At 50.8% G+C, this 23,213-nt stretch carries 16 protein-coding genes and 1 rRNA gene; 5 read left to right on the top strand and 12 right to left on the bottom strand.

The genetic code is table 11. From position 1 onward, the window contains the following. Positions 1 to 429 (top strand): hypothetical protein (locus tag H8527_RS09775; protein WP_222935148.1); only part of this gene is annotated, 429 nt, incomplete at its 5' end. A 252-nt stretch (positions 430 to 681) separates the two neighbouring features. Here H8527_RS09775 and H8527_RS09780 read toward each other — a convergent pair. The 5 genes from H8527_RS09780 to H8527_RS09510 form a co-directional block, all read right to left on the bottom strand. Continuing rightward, a complete protein-coding gene (locus H8527_RS09780; RefSeq protein ID WP_222935146.1) occupies positions 682 to 990 on the bottom strand; it encodes a transposase in 309 nt (102 codons plus the stop codon). Positions 991 to 1,249: 259 nt separating this feature from the next. Further along, on the bottom strand, positions 1,250 to 2,668 hold the full coding sequence (locus H8527_RS09495; RefSeq protein WP_187547710.1) for a RagB/SusD family nutrient uptake outer membrane protein: 1,419 nt from the start codon (positions 2,666 to 2,668) through the stop codon (positions 1,250 to 1,252). 14 nt (positions 2,669 to 2,682) lie between these two features. Further along, positions 2,683 to 5,874 (bottom strand): SusC/RagA family TonB-linked outer membrane protein, encoded by a 3,192-nt coding sequence (locus H8527_RS09500; protein WP_187547712.1) that lies wholly within the window; start codon positions 5,872 to 5,874, stop codon positions 2,683 to 2,685. Positions 5,875 to 6,640: 766 nt separating this feature from the next. Continuing rightward, a complete protein-coding gene (locus tag H8527_RS09505) occupies positions 6,641 to 8,143 on the bottom strand; it encodes a RagB/SusD family nutrient uptake outer membrane protein (protein WP_187547714.1) in 1,503 nt (500 codons plus the stop codon). 20 nt (positions 8,144 to 8,163) lie between these two features. Continuing rightward, on the bottom strand, positions 8,164 to 11,127 hold the full coding sequence (locus tag H8527_RS09510; protein ID WP_187547716.1) for a SusC/RagA family TonB-linked outer membrane protein: 2,964 nt from the start codon (positions 11,125 to 11,127) through the stop codon (positions 8,164 to 8,166). Between the two features lie 917 nt (positions 11,128 to 12,044). On the opposite strand from H8527_RS09510, the gene H8527_RS09515 reads away from it, so the two are divergent. Beyond that, complete coding sequence (locus H8527_RS09515) at positions 12,045 to 12,221, top strand: hypothetical protein (protein ID WP_187547718.1); 177 nt, start codon at positions 12,045 to 12,047, stop codon at positions 12,219 to 12,221. 350 nt (positions 12,222 to 12,571) lie between these two features. On the opposite strand, the gene H8527_RS09520 is transcribed toward H8527_RS09515, so the two are convergent. From H8527_RS09520 to H8527_RS09545, 6 genes are all read right to left on the bottom strand, one after another. Further along, positions 12,572 to 14,674 (bottom strand): tetratricopeptide repeat protein, encoded by a 2,103-nt coding sequence (locus H8527_RS09520; protein ID WP_187547720.1) that lies wholly within the window; start codon positions 14,672 to 14,674, stop codon positions 12,572 to 12,574. 27 nt (positions 14,675 to 14,701) lie between these two features. After that, entirely contained in the window at positions 14,702 to 15,532 is an 831-nt protein-coding gene (locus H8527_RS09525; RefSeq protein WP_222935147.1) for an ABC transporter substrate-binding protein, read from the bottom strand. Between the two features lie 207 nt (positions 15,533 to 15,739). Next, positions 15,740 to 16,987 carry a phosphoglycerate kinase gene (gene pgk / locus H8527_RS09530; protein WP_187547724.1) on the bottom strand — a complete coding sequence of 416 codons (1,248 nt, stop codon included), beginning with the start codon at positions 16,985 to 16,987 and terminating at the stop codon, positions 15,740 to 15,742. Between the two features lie 145 nt (positions 16,988 to 17,132). Then, positions 17,133 to 18,473, bottom strand: a complete 1,341-nt coding sequence (locus H8527_RS09535) for a Na+/H+ antiporter NhaC family protein (protein WP_187547726.1) — start codon at positions 18,471 to 18,473, stop codon at positions 17,133 to 17,135. A 169-nt stretch (positions 18,474 to 18,642) separates the two neighbouring features. Then, the gene (locus tag H8527_RS09540; protein ID WP_187547728.1) at positions 18,643 to 19,026 is read right to left on the bottom strand and encodes an AraC family transcriptional regulator; all 384 of its coding nucleotides are present in this window, start codon (positions 19,024 to 19,026) and stop codon (positions 18,643 to 18,645) included. Positions 19,027 to 19,401: 375 nt separating this feature from the next. After that, positions 19,402 to 19,962, bottom strand: a complete 561-nt coding sequence (locus tag H8527_RS09545) for a DUF4738 domain-containing protein (RefSeq protein WP_187547730.1) — start codon at positions 19,960 to 19,962, stop codon at positions 19,402 to 19,404. 226 nt (positions 19,963 to 20,188) lie between these two features. Between H8527_RS09545 and H8527_RS09550 the strand changes: the two genes are divergently transcribed. The 3 genes from H8527_RS09550 to H8527_RS09560 are packed head-to-tail and all read left to right on the top strand — an operon-like array spanning position 20,189 to position 22,891. Further along, positions 20,189 to 20,887, top strand: a complete 699-nt coding sequence (locus H8527_RS09550; RefSeq protein WP_187547732.1) for a DUF4230 domain-containing protein — start codon at positions 20,189 to 20,191, stop codon at positions 20,885 to 20,887. Beyond that, positions 20,884 to 21,582 (top strand): DUF4230 domain-containing protein, encoded by a 699-nt coding sequence (locus H8527_RS09555; RefSeq protein WP_187547734.1) that lies wholly within the window; start codon positions 20,884 to 20,886, stop codon positions 21,580 to 21,582. The genes H8527_RS09550 and H8527_RS09555 overlap by 4 nt, the downstream gene beginning before the upstream one ends. Before the next feature lie 7 nt (positions 21,583 to 21,589). Then, positions 21,590 to 22,891, top strand: a complete 1,302-nt coding sequence (locus H8527_RS09560; RefSeq protein ID WP_187547736.1) for a clostripain-related cysteine peptidase — start codon at positions 21,590 to 21,592, stop codon at positions 22,889 to 22,891. A gap of 204 nt (positions 22,892 to 23,095) precedes the next feature. Here H8527_RS09560 and rrf read toward each other — a convergent pair. After that, positions 23,096 to 23,206, bottom strand: a 5S ribosomal RNA gene (rrf, locus tag H8527_RS09565). Positions 23,207 to 23,213: the final 7 nt, after the last annotated feature.

The following is a 23,213-nucleotide window of genomic DNA, read 5'->3' on the forward strand; positions in this document are numbered from 1 at the left end:
TATCTATCACAAGAGTATTGTTTTTATGAAACGGATAGTCCTGAAATGTTTGAATTGATTGATAGAAGGTATCAGTATGAAAGGTTGAGGAAGATGGGCTTTTTGCAATACGATAAAATGATAAGCTATAAATATGTTTTGAAAAAAGAGGTTTCAAGCGCCTATAGTGTAACAACCCTTGTTAGATTTATGGGATTTAGTTTCTTTGTGGAAAATTCTTCAGAAGGCAGATTTTTACTTCGTCCATTAGAAGAAGCGGCGGTATATTTAAAAGATTTTCCAAGGCAGGGGTATGACCCTGTATATGAGGCGACTGAAGAGGAAGTTTCTGACATTTGGGAAGAGCGCAAACCAATAGAGGGTTTTAAATTTGATGTGGAACCAATTGTTTATCTAAAAAAAGATGGCGTATGGCTGGTAGAGCATTAAAAATAACTTTATGGAATTGCATGATGTAAGATGAATAGGAATAATATCCACAGAGTCAGTATCTTTGATTACAAAGCTCGCAGACTTGTTTGGAAATCTGAAGTCATTAGTGAATTATAGAACCATATCTTCGGAACACTACGAACCCCTATTCGGTTTAAGATCACCTCCTTTTTACTCAGGTTATAACTTTCAACGAACCTTTCGACCTTGTTGTAGGCGGAAGATTCATTGTTTCACGCAAGTATATTTTTAGAAAAGTGTGAGCTGTTTCACTTCTGCTTCTCCCTCCATCTCAAACTCCATATTGATAGAGGGTTTTGTATCGTAGAAAGCATAAGCCGCCATTCCTGCCAAAAGGTTAACAATAAAGTTTGAGATACTTCTGTGGCGGGTATGAACAATCTGTGCCACGTTCTTGAGCATATCGTTAATGGTTTCGATAATGTTTGGAGAGAGATTTGAAAGCGAAAGTGCCTTTTTGTTCAATTCCAACTTATATTCTTTGCAGAAATCGTCTGCAATACGATAAATTACCGTAACTTTGCTGATAAGTTTCATAGAGGATTGTTTTTTGTTATCTGTTTGGTTATCAACAACAAATACACGAAAAATAATCCTCTTTTTGGGCTTTTGTTGAAACTATTTTAAGGTAAAAAACAAGCCTTGCTTATCCCGAATTGGGATAATTAATTCTAAACACCTACTTAGCAAAAAAATCCCTTGAACGCGGTGAGGCGTTCAAGGGAGGGAGAGAGTGGGACGGCGCGACTTACTGCACCAAAGGTAGAAGAGGGAGCAGAAAGTGCGGCAACCCGGATTATGGATTTTGTTCCAAAAGCTTGTTTTGGTCTATTTCGCGCTGCGGAATCTGATAGACGAGTTCCTTGCTGCCGACTTCGACTTTCACTTTCGTGCGGTGGTTCGTGCCTTCGACAGTGCGGTCGATGGGCAGTTTCCAACGCTTCAGGTCGAAGAGAGAGGTGCCTTCGCCCCACAGTTCGATGCGGCGTTGGAGTTGGAGGAATCCACGAAAATCAGCGACATCTGTCACGTGCTGATCTACTTGGTCGGCGGCTCCGCGAGAAGCAAGGAAAGATTTGAGTGCCGCTGCTGCATCAGTCAATTTTCCTTGTTCGCCCAATGCCTCCACATAGAGGAGATAGGGATCAGCGCTACGCAGATAGATATAGTCACCTGTGAAGTCGGCAGGACTCTTAAATTTCATCGTAGCCAAGTCTTTCTTTCTCCACCAGGCCTTACGCGCATCGTTGTCGGAGATTTGATCATACAGTTTGTTGTGAATGGCCTTGTAGACACCAAGTGCACCCGCATAGCCTTGGATGCTGGTGTCTATGTGAGAGAAGAAAGAGGCGTAGACGGTAGTGTTCTGATCGTTGATACCATATCCCCAGAGCACATCGTCGTTGTCGATTTTGCAAAGATTGCTGGGGAAGCCCACCGACACACCATCGACGGCAATGTAGGCATACTTTTCTACATTTGCCCAGTCTTCCATAGCGGCATAGGCCTTGGCCAGAAAGGCGGCAGCCACACGCTTGTCTGCATCGGTGTGATCGTCCGTCAATTGCCCATTCTCCACACCGTAGGTCAAGTCTTCAACGATTTGCTTGTAGACTTCTTCGACCGTGGCGCGGGGCAGTTGTGCGGGCGAGCCGGGCAGCGACAAGGGCACACCGAGGGCTTTTTCATTGCCTTTATAGGTCTGCTGATAGAGGTTGACGAGGTAGTAGTAGGACAAGCCGCGCAGAGTGAGCAGTTCTGCCTTCACCACAGCCAACTCCGGCGTCATTTTGCTGTCATCGTTCAGATACTTGACGATGAAATCGTTGGAGGAAGCAATGATTTTGTAGAACAAAGCCCAAAAGAGACGAGTACGGGCATAAGGGGCCTCGCGGTTTTCAAAATTATAATCGAAGCCAAAGTGATGGTGCTTGGTCTGCACCATATCTTCGCCCATAAGATCGGTGGCGAGATTGACCGATTTCAAGCCGAAGTAGTCGTGTCGCGTGTTCGACACGAGGTCTTGGATTTGAAAGGTCTGATAGACGGCTTGCAGTTCGGCCCTGATGACACGTGGCAGTGCCGTGGGGTCGCTGGTGAGGGCATCCTTCTGTTTTTGCGTGATGTAGGGCGTCTCATTTTTGTCCAAATAGTCCGATGAGCAGGCAGTGAAAGCCAGCAGCGCCAACGCGGGGAGGAATTTATGCAGTTTCATAATGGCTTGTAAATTTAGAATTTGACATTGAGTCCGAACGAAATCGTGCGGATAGCGCTATAGGTCGAATTTCTGTTGCTTCCGCTGATGCTGTAGCGAGGGTCGAAACCTTTACGTTTCGAGAGAAGGGCAACGTTATCAACCATCGCATAAACACGGATACCGGAGATGCCCCAACGATCCATTACGCTCTGTGGCAGATTGTATCCCAAAGTGACATTGCGGAAGGAGAGGTAAGAAGCGTTGGTGAGGAATCGCTCAATACTTTGGTTCAGATCCTGGTTGTTATATTCCAAACGCGGCAGGAAGGTCTCGCTCTTGTTGACCAGCGACCAGCTTTTGAGGATGTCGCGGTGCCAGTTGTGGTCGTTATTGTCCGGACGCATCAGGTTGGCATATTGGTAGTCGACAATCTTACCGCCAAGGCTGTAAGCAAATTGCAGGGAGAGGTCGAAGCCTTTGTAGCTCAGGTCTGTGCCGAAGCCACCTTGCAGGTCGGGAAGCGTACTGCCCACAAACTGTCGGCTGAATCCGGCCTTGGTGGCATCGTATTCCTGCCTCTTGTATTCAGTATCCTCTTTTTTGTCTTTCAGCCAATAGAGTGCCATACCTGTTTCGGGGTCGACACCGGCAGTCTTCACCATGTGGTATTCGTAGATGCTGCGACCTTCGACAAAACGCTGTTCGCCGTTGATCAAGCCGTCTTTTTTGTATTCGTCCGGCAGACGAATGATTTCGTTCTTGAAGTGCGTAGCATTGACATTGACATTCCACGAGAAGTCGGGACGATCGAAGATTTTGGCATTCAGCGTAAATTCCACACCCGTATTGCGCATGTCGCCGATATTGGTAGGCTTACTCGAGAATCCGGTGCTGGACGGTACGGGCAGATTGAAGAGCATATCAGTGGTCTTGCGTGTGAAGAACTCTACTTCACCACTGATGATATTGCTGAGGACAGCAAACTCAAGGCCGACATTGAAGTTGTGGTTCGTTTCCCACGTTACGTTCTCGTTGCCCATATATTGAGGGGTGAGCGAGAGTGCAGAACCGTTGGACGTCACATTGTAGACATTCTGATAAGGCTGCCAGTTGCGATAGCCGTTGGCTAAGAGGAGGTAGTCGTTACCCTGCTGACCGTAGCTGGCTTTGAGTTTGAGGTTGGATAGGTAGTGCTTGAAAGGTGCATAGAAGTCTTCTTCGCTCACACGCCAGGATGCACCAAACGACCAGAAACTTCCCCATCGATGTTTAGGATGGAACACGGACGAGGCGTCACGACGGAAGCTGGCCGAAGCATAGTAGCGGTTCTTGTAGTTGGCCGTCAGTTGCGAGAAGTAGCCTTCCAGACGATAGTTCTGCTTTTCGGAAGTAAGTTCCGTATTTTTTGTTCCTTGCCACAACTCGGGGTTCTGATAGGTCAAGAAACCAGTTTTCTCGCCAAGCAGCACCCCATCGTCCATGCTGTAAGACTCATGACCCACCATGGCGTTGAGGTCGAGTCCGTTCTCAAATTCGTGGCTCCAGCGCAGGATTTGGTTGAAGTTGATGGTGGTGGTGCTGCCACGCTGCTTGCGCACACGGCCACCGAAGCTTTTGGCATCGCCCAGCAAGGGAGATTGGAAGTGTGTGATGTCTGCCCACTCCTTACCGTAAGTCAAGTTGGAACTTACCTCGAAGTCGTAGGGCAAAGTGAGGGTTACAGCCGAGTTGTTGGTGAGGATGTCAACCGTATTTTCACGAAGATCTTCTTTTTGCGTCACCAAGGGGTTCATATTGGAGCCGTAAGCACGTGCATCGTTGATGACATTGCCTTTCGAATCGGTGTTGATCGTACCATCATCATATACTCTCTTGCCGGTGTAGGGGTCGAGTTGCACACTGCCGTCGGCATTGTGCTTGTAGATGGGATAGATGGCCGGGATGTTACGCGTCCAGTTGAAGGTATTAGAGTAGTTGCTGAGTTCTTGAACAGTGTTGCGTTTGGTGTTGGTATACTGCACATTGTTCGAGAAGTGCAACCACTTGTACACCTGTGCCTCATACTTCAATCGAGTGGTGTAGCGTTTGAAATAGGTATTGATGTTGTAACCATTGTCGTCCAAATAGCCGAAAGAGAAGTAGATACGTTCTTTCTCATTGCCTCTGCTCAAATTCACATTGTACTCTTGGCGCAAAGCGGGGTTGAAGAGTGCACCACGCCAATCATTCCAGCCGGCATCTTGATACTTCAGGAGTGCAGCGGGATTGAGCTTACCGAGGTAAGGATGGTCGGTGCCGGGCAATACGATTTTATCGTTGGGCACATTGTAGGCATTGTAGCCCAATGCGTCATACAAGTTGCCGGCAGCGGCGGCAGCGGCGGCAGTGGCATTGCCTTTGGCACTTCCGAAATAGGATTGATTAAAGAGCGAACGATACATTGTTTCGTAATACTCTCCGGCATCGGTGATGACGTCATATTCGGGAACGCCTCGTGAGTTGGAGCCCCACTTGGCATCAACAGCCACATTGGTTTTACCCACCTTAGCGCTCTTGGTTGTGATGACCACCACGCCATTGGCACCACGCGCACCATAGAGGGCAGCCGAAGCAGCGTCTTTCAAGATAGAGAAACTGGCAATATCGGCAGGGTTGATGGTGTTCAAGTCGCCACTGTAAGGCGCACCGTCTACGATGATGAGCGGTGCATTGCTGGCGAAGATAGATCCGATACCACGCACACGGATGGTGGTGGGTGCACCGGGCGTGCCCGAAGTGTTGGAAATGGTTACACCGGCCACTTTTCCTTCGAGGGTTTTCGACACGTCGGAGGTTTGTGCTTTGGACAAACCTTCGCTGTTGATGACGGCTGCAGAACCGGTGAAGGCTGATTTTTTGGTCGTACCATAGGCCACGACCATCACTTCGTCCAGATCGGTGTTTGCTTCGGTGAGCGTCACGTTCATGTTGCTGCTCACGTCTACCGTCTGCACGTTCATGCCCACATAGCCAATCGAAACGCGCTTCACACCAGCAGGAAGTTTAGAAATGGAGAAGTTACCATCATTGTCGGTCAGTGCAACGACTTTTCCGTTGGCTTTGACAGAGGCACCGGCCACCGGATTACCCGACTGGTCCAACACGCGACCTTTGACCACAGTCTGCGCTGCCATCGTGCCGGCCGCTAAGAGTGCGGCACTAAGGAGTACTAACTTTTTCTTCATAATTCTACTGTTATTTCGGTTCTGTTTAATTGCCTTTTTCTCCAGATTAGGAAAAGTCACAATTGCGTGGAACAAAAGCGGACGAAATCATCCCATTAGGGTCATGCCTACTTAAATTCACAATTTTACCACTTTTCCAGATGGAACTATTGCAAATTTAAGGTTTCAACCCAAACAAACCGTAGTTTTGTTATGAAAAATTGCACCAAGGGCTATTTTTTAACACGAAACCATCAATATCATTCAATTTTGACATTCAAAGATAGCAGAACGAAACATGAAATTCCATACACAACCACACACCCACCAGATATTTACAAAAGATAGATTTTTCCTCAAATCAAAGACACAATGAACGCATATTCAGAGATTTCATAGACGCCTTTCTCCTTTCCTTCATTTATCAACAACAACGCCTCTTCATATTCACAGGTATATCGCAAAAAATATGCAACAGTAAGATTGTTCACAAACGAAAACTGCGTTTCAATTCTCTAAAATACAAAAAAACACCAGTAGACATGTGATTTCCAGCCTCGGAGAGGAGCCTCTATGGTTGCGTATGTCGTCACGGACGTCTCCACAAGGGCGAGACGACCCATCACGGTGCAATGTCGCATGGCGGTTCTCGTCCGGGACTTCTCTGAATGCCGCCAGTTGAGGAGGGCACAGCCCAACAAACCCAGAGTAAAAACAAGTAGTGCCAAGACTTCGGAAAGTCTTGGCACTATTGAGTGATAGCAATTTGAGGATTCTCAAAGAGAGATTACCAACCTTCGTTTTGCTTCAATTCTTTATTGAGGTTGATATCCTTAGAAGGAATACCCCATACGAAACGATTGTCGCCAGCTTGTACTTGAATATTCGTAAAACTTGGGTTCAAGGGAAGTTCATCTTGTACGCCTTGTGCTTTGCGGTCCATACCTTGATGCCAACGCTTAAGATCGTAGAAGTGGAAACCTTCACCCACGAGTTCACGTGTACGTTCCAACTTTACTTCTGCGAGCAAGTCATCTGCAGTAGCAGGTGCTACGTTTGCCAAACCACGTGCTTTGCGCAATGCATTGAGGTGGTTGAGACCGACCGCCAGATTACCTTGACGAGCTGCCGCCTCAGCAGCAATCAAATAAACCTCAGCTGTACGGAAAAGGATGGGCGAGTGAGCAAAGTTACCCGACGAAGAAAATTTCTTTGTGTACGGATACTTGTTGAAGCCGTAAAGATTGTTCTTAACTATCGAAGCGAAAATAAACTTGTGTTGCAGGAAGTAAACATCCTTACGATAGTCACCAGGGTCATAGAGATCCAACAGCCCCTTCGTGGGAAGATAGTCGGGAAGATAAGCCTTCGTTGAAGGTTGATAACCTCCTAAGTAAAGACTATTCTCATTGGGCGTCTCATTTTGGTCAATATAGAGATGCATAATGATTTCGGAGCAAGCATCATCTTTCCACATCGCAGCAAAGTCGGCACGATTGTCGACAAGAGGATATGCATTCCCATTGATTACGCTCTCGGCTGCGGCTTGTGCCTTGACCCATTCTCCCATAGAGAGATACACGCGGGCGCGGAAAGCCTTGATAGCCTCCGGAGTGAAACGCGTGGGAGAGTCATCCAACAGTCCCTCGGGTGTTGCTCCGGCCACTCCCCAAAGAGAGTCGGTCTTGTTGAGGTCGGACAAAATCTGATCGTACACCTCTTTCACCGTGTTACGCGGCAAGCGTTCTTCTACGTCAAACTTCAAATGGAGGGGAACACCCAGCGAAGCAGCATCAGCCGTTCCCGTAGCCTCATTATAGTAAGCCTTGGCGTAGAGGTTGACGAGCTGGTAGTAGCTGTAAGCACGAATGGCGTAAACTTCACCCAAACCGATATTGACTACTTTTTTGTCAGCCTCTTTCTCAGCCTTGACATTTGGCGCTTTCTCAATGATGTTATTGATGTTCTTGAGCATGGTATAGTAACCTCCCCAAGTGTCATCAATTTGGTCTGTAGAAGAGTTGGCCATCCAACCGTGCAGTTCACCATTACGGTTTCCTTCATTCTGGGTAGAGTTGAAGTGTTCGGTCTGCACATCGGTATTGGTCACATAAGCTCCATAGGAACGTCCACGAAGCTGAGCGTAGGCACCATCTACCCATTTTTGCATGTCATTGGCCGTTTGCAGACTCTCGTTGAGTCCCAAGCCATTAGGGTTGGTAAAGTCCATTTCACACGAGGTGAGTGCCCCGGTAAAAGCCAACCCGAGAAGAAGATATTGCAGTTTCATATTACTTTCTTTTTTAGGAGTTAGAATGTCAAGTTCACACCCACTGAGACTTGCTTAGTGTTGGGGTTGCCACCATAAGTCAAATTGGCGTTAACTTCTGGATCTTGTCCCGTGTAGTTCGTCACCGTGATCAAGTTACGTCCCGTCACGAAAACACTGGCAGACGAAAGAACGCGCGTCTTACCCAATACGCTCTTGGGCAACATATAACTCAGCGTGATATTCTTTAAACGCATGAATGAAGCATTTTCCAACACGCGCGTGTCAAACTCCATGGTGTGGTAGTTTTTGCTGGGGTAGGCCGCATTGGGGTTATCTACTGTCCAAAGATTGCCAATGAGGTCTTTGGATTGGTTGTAACCTGCGAATCTGTGGATGTTGTGTGTATAGATAGCATCGTTGTTGACCAAATACTTATTGAGTTGGAAAGAGAAATCGGCCACCAGGCTGAAGCCCTTCCAACCGGCACGTACGCCGAAGCCACCCGTCCAGTCGGGGTTCCTGTTCTTACCCGTAGCTTGTGACAGTGCCAAACTATAGTCAGAAGTGACACGCGAAGGATCTTTCGTGGTTTTGGTCATATCATCACCCGGGAGATACCATTGTGGTGCTCCCGTTTTTTTGTTCACACCCGCCCATATGGGGGCATAGAATTGGACAGGCTGACCCACAATCCAAGTTAAAAGTTGATTCTCTACTGCCCAATACTTACCACCGGCTTTTGCGCCATCGAAGAGTTTGGTCACCTCCTGCTTATTGTAAGCCAAGTTGACGTAAGGCTCTACAGAGAAATCGCTCTTACGGTCAAAGAGTTCATAAGCCACCATCAACTCGACACCGGTATTGCGCAGAGAGGCAGTATTCTTCAAAATCTCCGTCACACCGGATGTGGAGGGATAAGGCACATTCATGTGCAGGTCGGTATTGTCCTTCACATAAAACTCTGCACTTGCCGTGAGGCGGGAATCAAAGGCGGTCAATTCTGCACCTACGGAGAATTGCTTCTGTTTCTCCCATCCCAGGTTGTAGTTACCTACAGAAGAGATGCCCAAACCTGCCTTCTCTTGATATCTCGTAGCACCGGCCAAGAACATCCATTGATAGGGATCAATAGCCGAACGCCCCTGCGTACCATAGCTGGCACGTAAGTCGAGTTTATTGAGCCAGTTTACGCCCTTTAAGAAGTTCTCTTCGCGCATCTTCCAACGACCACCCAAAGAGAAGAAAGTACCCTTGCGGTGACCCGGTGCGAGGAGTGACGTTTCGTCGTTACGCAAAGTGGCATCGGCAAAATAGCGGCTCGCATAGTCGTAGCTGAAACGACCGAAGAAGGAGTTGTAAGCATATTTTTCATCTCCTGACTCCATCGTCTTCGCACCTGTTCCGTTTTGCAGTTGCATGAGACGATCGTCTGCAAGCCCTTCCACAGATGCTTTTAAGGTGTTGTAGTTATACTGAATCCACTCCTGTCCCACAAGGGCGGTGTAAGAGTTCAAGCCTCTCGTCCATTGGTATTCTGCAGTATTGGTGCTCTGCCATTGGTATCTGCGGACGCGTTGCTCCAACATCGAACCATTGCCTGGAGTTTCTCTATAACTGGGCAAGCGATAAGATCCGGCATTCTGATCGAAAGCATCAACGGAGTTCTGCGTTTTGAGTTTCAAGCCCTTGATGGGTGTCAATTCAAAATAACTCATTCCCATTACCTGCACTTTATTGTTGTACATGGGGAGGGTTTGCTTAAGGTAGGAGAAGCTCGGAATGTTAAGACCGGGAATATTCTTATCGAAATATTCGTTGCCGTCCTTATCATAAGGCGTATAGAATCTCGGCCACATATAGCCAAGACCCGTCACAAGACTTCCGCCACTATAGGGGTTGGTTTTTCTATCTTCCAAAGAAAGAGCCACATTCACCCCGGCACGCAGCCAATCATTGATTTCCGTGTTCAGGTTCACCTTACCCGAATAGCGATCATACTTTGAGCGATAGGCCAAGCCTTCTTGGTTGTGCAGACCGAAAGCGACATAGTAGTCCGTCTTGTCCGTACCTCCCGAGTAAGAAAGGTTGGCCTGGTAGGTTTTACGATTTTCTTTATAGAAGTATTTACGCCACTCTGTATTGTTCTGACCAAAATTCGCACGTAGGGACTCAATATTGGCATCAGAGACCAAATGATATTGCTTCCAAAAGTCAAGCAACTCATTTGTGCTCATCATATTGTCCCACATCTTGGTGCTGGCCAAGTTGGAAACGCCATAAGAAGCATCTACCGACAAGTGACCTTGTTCACCGCGACGGCCTTTTTTGGTGGTATAAATCAGCACACCATTGGCAGCACGCGAACCATAGATAGAGGTAGCCGATGCATCTTTAAGCACCGAAACACTGGCAATATCGTTAGGACTGATGGAAAGAACGGTGGTGGCATTGACGGCTACACCATCCAAGATGTAGAGCGGTTCGGAACTTCCGGAAAGCGTCCCGACACCACGCACAGTGATGCTGGAAGCCGAAGAAGGTTCACCCGAAGAAGTATAGACTTGTACACCCGTCACCTTACCCTGCAAGGCGTCGTTGACGTTGGCCACCGGGCGGTTCTTGATTTCGTCGGACGACACAGCCGCCACCGAACCCGTCACCGAACCGAGTTTCTGCCCCGAACCGTAGCTCATGACTACAGCTTCACCCAGTGCAGAGTCACTGTCGGCCAGCACAACGTTCATTGCGCCGGATACGCTCACCGATTGCGTTTCCATACCGATGTAGGAAATCGTCACCGTCTTTGTGCCGGCCGGCAAATGTGCGATACTGAAATCACCCTTGTTGTCAGTGATGGCGACCACCTTATTACCCGCTTTGACAGCTGCACCAACAACAGGTTCGCCATCTTTGTCGGCAACGTGGCCCTTCACCGCCGTTTGGGCGGTGGCAGCAGCGGTCATCAGAAACGCTGCACTAAGGATTGCTAACTTTTTGTTCATATCTTCTACCTATTAGGATTGTTTAGGATGGTTTTCGTAGAGCACAATGTGTGTTTGTCAAGCAAAGCTGTTCATAAACTATCAAATTGTTATTTTTACCTCCTGCTTTGCCTACATAACCGTAGAAAAAGGTGCTCATTTGCGAATATAGTGCTTATTCGGGCGTCTGCCACACATTTATGAAAGAATTTTGATTACAAAGTGCTACTTTTAACTTTTATTTCTCAGGAATTGGTCTTTTTGCCACCTTGTTTTAACAATACAAATCTATAAATACCGAAATCGCAAACAAAGCCTACTTTGCCGGTTTTTTCGCAACGTTTTGTCGGCTTCTTAGCATGAAAAGATGGCATTTTTCATGCAAACCCTTTTCTTTTTTGAGCGTGTCCATCGAGGAGTGGGATGAGGTGGGGCGCGAGAGACCGATATTCGCCCTTGCTTCAAAGCGCTTGGCACATCGATTTTCGTCCTCTTCGGGGGCGTTTCTTTCCACATTGGACGTTCCGTAGGTTCGTCGTCCTCCGGTCCACCTCGCCCACGATTATTGGGAGTCGTTGAAGGCGACACCTTTGCATAATCTCGGGTTCTCCCGAGGTGGGGAGGGTGTAAGAGAAGCTGACTGAAGGCCGGCCCGATGTCACCTTTTGTGTTCGAATTCCCCCTACTTATGCACGTCATCAAAGCGAAATAGGGCTGACCTTCAGTCAGCGCAATCACGGATATACCTCAACCCCACGAGAACGTGGGGCTATTCAAAGGTGTCGCTTTCAGTGACAGGCATCAACAATACAAACGTTTTGATTGGACACTTCGGAATGCCGACTTCCCTCGCGCGCGTATACTCTACAATAGCACGTGTTTTTTGCCTTCACTCCTTCACCGGAAGGTATAGTATTCAGAAAAACAAGCAGTTATGGGTGAAGGCAATCCATCGCCCTGCCTTCACCAACCTTCACGCCCCCACCCTATCTTCGGCCTCGCGAGGAGCAGAGGATGGGAGTGGGCGAAAACAGGCCGCACTCCCCCACTCTACCGCCACGAACGACCGCCCCTCGGTGAAGGCAGTGAAGGCAAAAAACAGGCAGATAGTGTAGTGATGCGCACGCACGTACGCGCGCGAGCAAAAACAAGTGGGCACTCCCTCTCACCTTTGAACATCTATCTCTGAGCTAAATCAAATTACCTCAGAGGTAGACGAAACTACCTCTGAGGTAAATCGGGATAGCACTGAGAAAAGTGTTCGTGCTACCCCTGCAAAGGAGAGCGCAAAGCGCAGTCCCCCCTCTTCGATGCAGGCCCAAGATGTTAAAGTCGTGTTAAAATCGGGGCAATGTGGCTGAAAACGCCGGCGAGATGTCTATATAAGAGTAAGATAGGTCTTCTTGATTAGGTCTTCAAAATGAATCGTAGCTATTTTAGTCGTAGGATGTTCTCTACTCTGACACTATCGATTGTGATTGAGGAGGTCGATCATCAGACGGAAATCCTGTGCAGAGAGCCCTAAGGTGATGAGGTCGCTGCGGTCTTCCTCGAAGAAGTCGTGAGGGGCAAAGTGGAGGTTGCGGGCTTTGAGGCACTCCGAATAGAGGACAACCGCAGTGGGGACATCGGCCGAAAGCCAAGCGTTGTGGCCGGCATTGTAGAAGTCGTTGGCTGTCGGTTCATGCGCCAGAAGGTGATCATAGTGGCGCGCAGCATCGTCGAAGCGATGGAGCATCATGAGACACCAAGCACACAGGCGGTGTGCCTGCAGGTCGTCGGGACTGTCGTAGAGCATCCTTTGCAGGCGCGGCAAGGCATCGTTGAAGAGTTCAAGATACATGAAGCAAATCGCGGTTTGCTGCAACACATCGTAGTCTTCAGGAGTGATTGCCTCCAGATGGATGAGGTGGACAAGGGCATCTTCGTAGTGTTTCAAGTAAAAGTGGCAATTGGCCAAACACTGCAGCACCTCCTCGTCTTCGCCTTTGGACAAGAGATAGTGGTCATAGTGCCGGGCAGCCTCTTCCCAGCGCTTCATCTTGTAGCAGCAGTCGCCCAAATGGCGCAAGCATTCCGGCGTTTGGGGCAGTCGGCTATAGAGTTCGTAGGCATGGGGAGTGTCTTCCAGGTCTCTGCAAAACTCGGCCAACTCTTGCAGATAGTCCTCTCCTCGGAGGGCCGGAGCCAAATAGGGATTGTCGAGCAAGAAGAGGTTGGCGCGGAAGGGATTTTCACTTTCGTTGCGATAGGGGAAAAGTTGGCAGAAGCGATAGAGGTCGATGACGAAATTGCGCATCGACGATTCCTTTTGGACAATGGGATTGCCCTGTTCATCGACGATGTCGACACTCACGGTCGGTTTCTGCATCTGCGAGAGTATCTGTTCGGCCTGGGTCTGTCCAGCTTCGGTGTTGGCCTCGTGGGAGGCATGGAAGAGTTCGAGCAGCGCAAAACTACGGGTGGTGCAGTCGTTGGCGGCGAGAAGATGGTCGAGGAAGTCCTGCGGCGGTGCGATGCGGAGCACTTCGGGGTGCTCGGGCGCAAGGGGAGCAAACCAATGGGCGGCCGTGTTGAAGAAGGGGAGGCGGCGCATGATGTGCTGAAAAGAACGATAGCCCATGTCCATGCCCATGCGGTGGAAGTGGAGATAGCGGTGCATGTGCTCCAAGAGACGCTGTTGGGACTCGGCAGTTTCGGGGCTTTCCTCGTCGGGAAAGCGCACCTCATCGTCCCCCAAGGCCGAGGGGGGAGTTTTGGTGGTCGTATCGATAATCAGAGAGAGCACTTCCTCTTCGAGGTTTTTGGTGACGGTGGGCGTTTCGAGGATGGCCAAAAGAAACTTTTGCAAACGCCGCAATCGGCGTACAAACCGCTCCTGCCGAGCGACGAAAGCGTGGATGCGCCGCACTTGTTCGGGAAAGAAGGGCATCACCTCGGCATGGCGGACGAGGGCAAGCACAACACCCACCAAAGCGCGGTCGTAGAGGAAAGCATCGTCGACTGCAGCCAGGGTGTCGAGCAGGAAGTCCATCCGCCGGGCATCGTAGGAACTGAACAGGCTGAGCGTCACCGCAGCCAGGAGAGAGGCTTTGAGGTAAGGGGCATGAGGGGCGGCAAGATAGGCCGAAGCGAGGCCGACCTCGTCTTTGCCCCAGGCGGGACCGGTCCAGACGACTTCAAACAGCAGACGGAAGGAAGTCCCGCTTTGGAGCACAACGGCGAGCTGTGGCGCTATTTCCCCTTGCTGCAACTTGCTCCACAATTCGGCACGATGCAATCCGGACTGCGAGAAGAGGTAGTCGCGATGGATGCGCTCGGCCATCTCGTAGGCACGGCGGAGGAAGTGGAGATGCTGGGCGTGGCGCGTGGCATCGGTTGCTCCTTGGTGCAGATAGTTGAGCAACATCGTGTAGTCTTGCCGCAGGGCAGCAATGTCTTGCCGCAACGCTTGACAACCGGCATAGGAAAGTTGCCCCTCAATGGCCGAGAGGGCATCGAGCAGGCGGTGTTCGCGCAGGGCGGTGCGGGCATCATCGCGCAGGGTGAGATAGGCAGCGGAATTCATGGGCAGAGAGAACGGGGAGAACAAAGATTATCGGACGGAGGTGTAGGTCGGAAAGTGAAGTTGGGAAAGGCTCTCGGGCGGAATTTGATACTTATGAATGAGCAAGCTGTCGCGCAGGGGATTGGTCTTGCCGTTGAGCCGTCGGATGGCTTCATTGTAGACACGAACCAGACGTCGCAACTGAGTTGCTTTACGCTTGTCTTTCTGCGCGCGGGCGGTGGCATAGAGCGCCACGGGATAGCGCTGAGCAGAGGCCATGGAGAGGAGTGTATGACCCGACCGGAGGGCAAGGGCAGCGTATGGCTCGGGGAGAAAAGTGGCATCGACCTGCTCATTGTCGAGCATCTGCAAGCGCAGACGATAGTTGTTGATCTGCGGTGTAAAGATGTCGTCGTCTTTGAAGCGAAGACTGTCGCGGAGGTGGGTCAAGTAGCGGTCGGAGGCAGAGTAGCGGGCGATGGCCACTGTGCGCCCTTTGAGCTTCGTCAGATTGGTGATGCGGCGGCGGGCATTGGCCACCAGACTCCAACGCTCTTGAAGGGGAAGGATGCGGTGCAGGGAGGTGAGGCGACCTTGTGTGCGATAGTGATCCAGTCGGGCAGCATCGGCCACACCGGCATCGACAGTGCGCCCCATCAATGCAGTGTCGGCATCAAACTGGGCGGTATAGGTTCTGACCACGAGGGGAAGACCCAGCGAGTCGGCCAGGCCGCTATCGGCTGCATAGTAGAAGGGCAGGCAAGCCATCGTGGGCAGGCAGGCGATGCGCAACGCCAGACTGTCGTCGAGCTGTGTGGGCGCGCTCCCGGACGACTGCGGGCGCGAGGTGCAACTGATCAGCAAGGTGAGACACAACAAAAGGAGGGGAAAACAATGCGAGCGAGGTTTCATCAATAGGTCTCTGAAGTAAGTGTTCAAAATTAATCGTTGCTATCTTTGTCGTAGGCTGTTCTCTACCTTGAACACCTACTTAGAAAAAAACAAAAGTTATAGAGCCGCGCGGCTCGGGCTGCACGCACTCTATAACTTGAATGGTTGAGTTGTCTAAAAAAAAGGAAGTGGCGATCAGCCCTTGATGGCCGCTACGCCGGGGAGCACTTTGCCTTCGATGGCTTCGAGGAGGGCACCACCACCGGTGGAGATGTAGGACACTTGGTCGGCCATGCCAAACTTGTTGATGCAGGCCACAGAGTCGCCACCACCGATGAGGGAGAAGGCACCGTTTTTCGTGGCGACGGCAATGGCCTCGGCGATGGCACGGCTGCCACCATCGAAGTTGTCGAATTCGAACACACCGGCAGGACCGTTCCAGAGGATGGTCTTTGCGTTTTCGATGGCAGCGGCAAATGCCTTGCGGCTTTCGGGACCGGCATCGAGACCTTCCCAGCCTGCGGGAATTTCGCCTACGGGGAGAATTTGCGTGTTGCAATCGTTCTTGAAGTCGTCGCCGGCCACACAGTCGGTGCCGAGCACGAGGTTGACGCCCTTGGCCTTGGCTTTCTCAATGATGGAAAGGGCCAGGTCGAGCTTGTCTTCTTCACAGATGGATTGCCCCACGTTGCCACCGAGCGCACGCGCAAAGGTGTAGGTCATGCCGCCGCAGAGGATGAGGTTGTCCACCTTGTCCATGAGGTTTTCGATGATGCCGATTTTGGTCGACACCTTAGAGCCCCCCATAATGGCGGTGAAGGGGCGCTTGATGTTGTTGAGGATGTTGTCGACGGCTTGCACTTCTTTCTCCATGAGGTAGCCGAGCATCTTGTGGTCGGCATCGAAGTAGTCGGCAATGACAGCGGTGGAGGCGTGCTTGCGGTGAGCGGTGCCGAAGGCATCCATCACGTAGCAGTCGGCATAGGAAGCGAGGGTCTTGGCAAACTCCTTCTGGCTTTCCTTCATGGCTTTCTTCGCAGCATCATAGGCGGGGTCGGCCTTGTCGATGCCCACAGGCTTGCCTTCCTCTTCGGGATAGAAACGGAGATTTTCGAGCAGCAACACTTCGCCGGGCTTGAGGGCTGCAGCAGCTTCTTGTGCTTTGGCGCAGTCGGGGGCAAAGGTTACGGGAGCTTCGAGCGCTGCGGCTACGGCCTCCTTGATTTGACCGAGGGAGAGCTTGGGGTTGACTTTGCCTTTGGGCTTGCCCATGTGGCTCATGATGATGAGAGCGCCGCCATCGGCAAGAATCTTTTTGAGGGTGGGGAGGGCGCCGCGGATGCGGGTGTCGTCGGTGATTTTTCCTTCTTCGTTGAGGGGCACATTGAAGTCTACGCGGACGATAGCCTTCTTACCTGCGAAATTACAAGCGTCGATAGTCATAATAGTGATGTGTATTTATTGGATTTTGTGGATTGTTTTATAGGGGCAAATTTACGAAAAACTTTGCAAGGGAGGATTGTTCGTGCTGAAAAAAGTAGCAAAAAACTGATATTTGTGCACATCGGTCATCTCTTGTCGCCGATTCTCAACTGTACTTTCGCGGAAAACGCAGCAAAATGCCGGCGGTGGCAATGATGCCCAACACCATATTATAATAGAGGTAAGGCAGGATTTCGATAGGACTGATTTCAGCCAGTCCGGCAGCAATGAGCATCTGTGCACCATAGGGCAACAATCCCTGCACTACGCAAGAGAAGGTGTCGAGCAGGGAGGCACTCTTGCACTTGTTTACCCCATATTGGTCGGCGATGTCGTTCGATATTTTTCCCACACTAAGGATGGCAACGGTGTTGTTGGCCGTCACGCAGTTGATGAGCGACACCAAAGCCGAAATGGCGGCTTCGGCACCGCGCTTGCCGCGCACATGGCGGGTGAGCCGCTGGATGATGAAATCAATGCCCCCATTGTAGCGGATGACTTCCAGCAGTCCGCCGGCGAGGAGGGCGACCAGGATGGTGTCGGTCATGTTGCTCACGCCTTTGGCCATCGCGCCAAACCATGCGGCAACGTCAAAACTGCCGCAACTCAAACCGACAATGCCCGCCAAAAGGTTGCCCAAGAGGAGCACCGCCATCACATCAAGTCCGGCAATGGCGACCACCAGCACCGCGACATAGGGCAGCACTTTCCAAAGCGCCACTGCCGGGACATCGGGGATTTGGGCCACGCCATGCCCCAGCACGACATAGAGGCAGAAACAGACGAGGGCAGCCGGCAGAGCAATCTGAAAGTTGGCCCGAAACTTGGCACTGAGTTTGACGCCCTGCGAACGAGTGGCGACAATGGTGGTGTCGGAGATAAAGGAGAGATTGTCGCCAAAGAAAGCCCCTCCCACCACCGAAGCGACCAGCAGAGGGAGTGCTATGCCCGAGGGGGAAGCCAACCCTGTGGCCACAGGTACAAGAGCGACAATGGTGCCGACACTCGTACCGATGCTGAGCGACACGAAGCAGGCTGCCAGGAAAAGGCCGGGGAGCAGCATTGAGGCAGGCAGGAGGGTCAGGGTGAGATTGACCGTGGCCTTGATGGCTCCCATTTGTTGAGCGGTTTCGGCAAAGGCTCCGGCCAAGATGAAAATCCACAACATCATCATCAAATTCTTTTCGCCGGCTCCTCGGCTGAAGATACCCACCCGCTCGGCAATGGTGAGTCGAGGGGGCGGAGCGGACGATGCGGTGGAAGGGGAGGTGGAGGGGCGCTGTGTGATGAGGAGCGCATAGGCTGCAGCTGCGACAAACACGATGATGAGCGGAACTTTGTAGAAGTTGCCCCAAGCCAAGCTCAGGCCTAAGAAAAGGCCGATGACGACAAAGATGGGGCTGATGGCGCGCAAACCGCGGCGCAAGGAGATGGGAGAATCAGACATGGAGGAGAGAAAAAGAAGAAGCGCACACCCTCCTGAATATGGGGGCGTGCGAGCACAGAACAAAGGTACGACCTTTTGCCCAAACAAACAAGAACAACCCTCTCAAATGGGATTGAGGGGGTTGTTCTTCAACGATTTTTGTAGGTCGACTGTGCGTTTGTCGATATTTCTAACCGACTTCTTCTTCCTCAGCCGACTTCCGATTGAAATACTCATGGGGAGAGCAGTTGAAGAAGTTTTGGAACAAGCGGTAGAAAGAGGATCGGGAGGCAAAGCCATAGCGTGCATATTCTATCTTTCCCTTACCGCCTTGTTCTTTGAGATAATTTTCTACAAAGTAATTGATGCGATATTCAGCCAACCACACACTGAAGTTTTTTCCGGTTTCGCGATTGATGACACTCGACAAACTGGTGCGGCTGCGCTCTAAACGATCGGCCATTTTGTTGAGGGTCAAGTCGGGTTCAAGAAAAACTTGGTGGCTCTCCATCAAATCTTTAGCACGTGCAAACAACAGTCTGTCCGATGCTTGTTTACGTTTTCCTTCGTTCATAGGGGTACGTTTTTACTGAGAAGTAAAGGGTAGTTTTTTGTGAGAGGTAAAAGGAGGCAGCAAGTTCATCCCAATCTGGAAATTTCTTTGCGTCCGGCAAGGCTGCGACTCTATTTTCTTACTGCAAAGATACGAAAAATTCTATTTTTACACAACGTCTTTCTGCATTTTCTATCCGCAATTTCAGGCAGCAGATTCACCATATCGACCAATTATATAAAAATATCGACTAAAACATCCTCCTTTATACTTGTTAGGAATGTATCCAGAACATGACAAAGAGAGTGTTGGGACAGATTTCATCTCGCAACGTACAAAAACGCAATGCAAAGGGCACAAGAAAGCCCCTCTCGTGGAAGAGAAGGGCTGTCCAAATCAATCCATGCTATCATCGGAAGAAGTGTCTTGATTGGGGTCTTTGACAATGCGCGGACTGCCTTGCCCATTCAGCGGAAGGGTGAGCAAGAAGGCCAATCCTCCCTCCTCATCACCGGGTCCATTGAGCTGAGCACCAAACTGGAAACCTTCGCCTCTCACAGCACTAAAAGCCATACCGCCCAAAATCAAGTTTTTGCTCTCATTGGCATCCAGCACCTCCGAGAAATCGGCTTTGCTGAAAGTACGCGTACAGAGGGCTTCTCCATCGCGCAGGATGACCACTTTCACCCGATTATCGAGATAGGGGTCGCCATATCGATCTTTGACCGGTGGCAGAGAGTCGGCCGGTGTTTTGTAGAGGTCGAAGGTGTAGCGATGTCCGCCATATTCGGCTTCGGCCGTGAGGTGGCGGGCATCATCACGGCCCGGTCCTTGCTCGACGGCTAGTGGAACTTCTGTACTATCGACCTTCGAAGCCGGAGAGTTTGATTTGTTGTCACAAGCGATGAGGAGGCTGAGCGCTGCCCCAATATAAAGTGGAAGGAGAAAACGTGTCATAAATGAGTCTTTTAGTAAATCGGGCGTTTTTTTACTCTATCCTACCGAGTATGGCTCAACAAAGCATAGACCTTGCGCTGCCCGAGGCAAGAAGACGCCTGCAAATCGTAGCTGATAAAAAACGCAAGCGAAGTTACAAATAAAATACAAGAGAACAAGGATAAACGAGAATAAATCACTATTTTTGCGCTTTAAGTTGATACATTCTTCACGCAACTTTCACGCTATGCGCAAAATATCCACCTTTCTATATCTTTTGGGCGGCACGCTCCTCTTTTTGCTCCCCATGGCCTGCACGCCATCCGCTCCTGCCGAGACTTCGGAGGAGACCCCAAAAGAACAGCACACATCGGTCTCGACACTACAAGAACAAATGCAGAACCTCGTGCTGCAAGTGCGGCGACAAAACCGACTTTACACCTCCCAATGTCAAGTGCACAAGGTGGTGATAAAGGATGAGAAAGCGCGTGTGGGCGGAAAGTTGTTCAACTTCTCCCTGCCCGGCTACCGGAAGATTGCCGTACCGATTGACGTCACGCTCAAAGCCTACATTGATTTTACCCGCTTCTCTGCCGTCAATGTTCACCGCACCGACTCTTTTCTTATCGTCACCCTCCCCGACCCCGGTATTGAAGTGACTGCTTCGAAGATTGACCACACCAAAGTGCGCGAATACGTCTCCATCGGGCGCTCTTCCTTCTCAGATGAGGAAATCAACCGCTTGGCTCAACAAGGACAAGACAGCATTCTGCGCCACCTCAACAATTATGGTATCGTGGCAGCAGCACGCGAGAGTGCCACCCGCACCCTCGTGCCTCTGTTCCGCAAAATGGGCTTTCGTGAAAGTCAAATTGTTCTCCGTTTCCGGCGCGACTACGATGATGCTGCGCTGCACCACCTCATCACCCCTCTTCCTAAGTTATGACAACGCTCTCTCCTCCTTCTGTTCCCGATGTGCAACCAAAAGAAACTTCACGCCCTAATCGTTGGTGGCGCTTTTTACGTTGGTGGTTCCGCCATTGGAAACTCTCACTCTGCCTTCTCGCTCTGTCGGGAATTGGCGTGGGCGTACTTTGGCTGAAAAGCACCTCCTCTACCGATACTCCTTTGCTGTCCGTAGAACGCACCACCGCTATTGAAACCACTCCAGAGGAGGTGCGCCAAATCCGCGACATCGGGCAATGGGAGTTGCTTTCAGCGGCCACTGAAGAGATGGTCGAGCTCCACCGCACCGGTATTCTCCACGATGACCACCTTGTCTGCATCTATCGCGGCACCCTACGCTTGGGCATCAATCTCCACCACGCGTCGGCAGATTGGTTCCGTGCCGACAGCACGACCGCCATTTTGCAGTTGCCTCCAATCGAACTGCTTGATGAAGACTTCATCGATGAAGCTCGCACCACCACTTTCTTTGAAGAAGGCAGCTGGACAGCTGCTGATAAGCAAAAACTCTACCTGCAGGCGAAAAAAGCGATGAAGCAACGCATCCTCACGCCGGAGCATCTGCAACAAGCACAACAAAATGCCAAAGAGCAGTTCTCCAAAATTTTCACCAATCTCGGCTATCACGAAGTGCTCATCACTTTTGCTAAAAATCCTTCTTTGGACACACACTAACTTCACTATGACAAAAATCTCCCCCTTCCTTCTTTCGAGCCTTTTGGCTGTTGGGCCGTTGTTCTCCTCTTGTCGAGATGCAGAAGACCACCCCCTGCCGGAGGGCCCTTCTCGCACCGTGCTCGTTTACCAAGCGGCTCAAAATTCGCTCGGCACGCTCCAAATGCACGTCCAAGACAGCCTTGAGATGGTTAAGGGCATGCGCTATATGAAACCCGGAGAGCGCCTTCTCCTCTTCATCGATGACAATCGGCCACCTCGCCTTTACGAACTGGCTCACGGCTACACCACCCCTAAACTGATTAAGCGCTGGGCAACCGACCTCAACTCTGCAGACCCTGCCACGCTCACCGAGGTGCTTCGGATGATGCGCGAAGGATTTCCGGCCGATGACTATGGGCTTGTGCTCTGGAGTCACGCCACAGGATGGTTGCCTTCTGCCAAATCCGGTGCAGCGTCCTCTCCGTCAATCGCCTCGCAGCGTCCACTCAGTTTTGGGGTCGACGTCGGACCTGATGGCAACATGTATCGTGATATGGCCGCACAGGGAGGTCGCCCCGATGAGATTGAAATCCCTCGCCTTGCAGAGGCCATTCAGCAAAGCGGTGTACATTTGAACTATATTCTCTTCGACTGCTGCCTGATGCAGTGCGTCGAAGCCGCCTACGACCTCCGTCATGCTGCCGACTATCTTGTGGCTTCTCCCATCGCCATATCTGCCGCCGGGGGCGAGTACACTAAGTTGGTACGCGATGGACTCTTCGCCTCCGACATTCGCCGTTTGGGACAAACTTATGTCGCCCACTATCAAGAATTGCTGGATAAGAAAACCGATGATTTCGGTGTCGTGCTCTCCATTCTGCGTACCGACCGCCTGCAAGCCTTGGCCGATGCCTTGTCCGCCACTCTCCCCGCTCCCACACTGACAGCCTCGGGCACCACAAACTATTGGGACTTGACCGGCACACAACATTACGCCCCTTACGTGGGTAACTTCTTCTATCGCCCAGAATACTTCGACATGAACGATGTGCTTCGTCGCCATCTCTCACCGACCGGCTACGCTGAGGTAAAGACCGCCCTCGATGCCGCCATCGTTTACAAAGGCGCAACGCCACGCTTCTTCTCCGGCCCACTTGTCGACAACTACATTGATGTCGATGCCGAACACTATTGCGGAGTCTCTATGTTTGTTCCACAAGCCCACTACACCGCTTTTGCCCGCTACTGCCCACAAGGCGACCTCAATATTGCCTTCCGCCACACAGCTTGGTATCAAGCGGCAGGTTGGAGCAAACAAGGATGGTAGCTCCGTCTTACATATCCTGCACGTCACGTGCTTTCGTTTCATCGGAGAGGATGCTGGAGTATCCTCTCCGATTTTCTATAGATTCGTAGACGGGTAGACGGGTAAATTGGTAGACGGGTAAATTAGTTGATGGGTTGTTGATCAGTCAAACTATAACGCAAAAAAAGAGAGCCTGTGTTCTTTTCAGAACTCAGGCTCTCTTGAAAATGGCGGCGACCTACTCTCCCGCGGGTGTGCAGTACCATCGGCGCGGGCGGGCTTAACTTCTCTGTTCGGAATGGGAAGAGGTGGAACCCCGTCGCTATAACCACCGGAAATATTT

Origin of the sequence: Alloprevotella sp. Lung230, assembly GCF_014385435.1 — a bacterium.
Taxonomy (GTDB): domain Bacteria; phylum Bacteroidota; class Bacteroidia; order Bacteroidales; family Bacteroidaceae; genus Alloprevotella.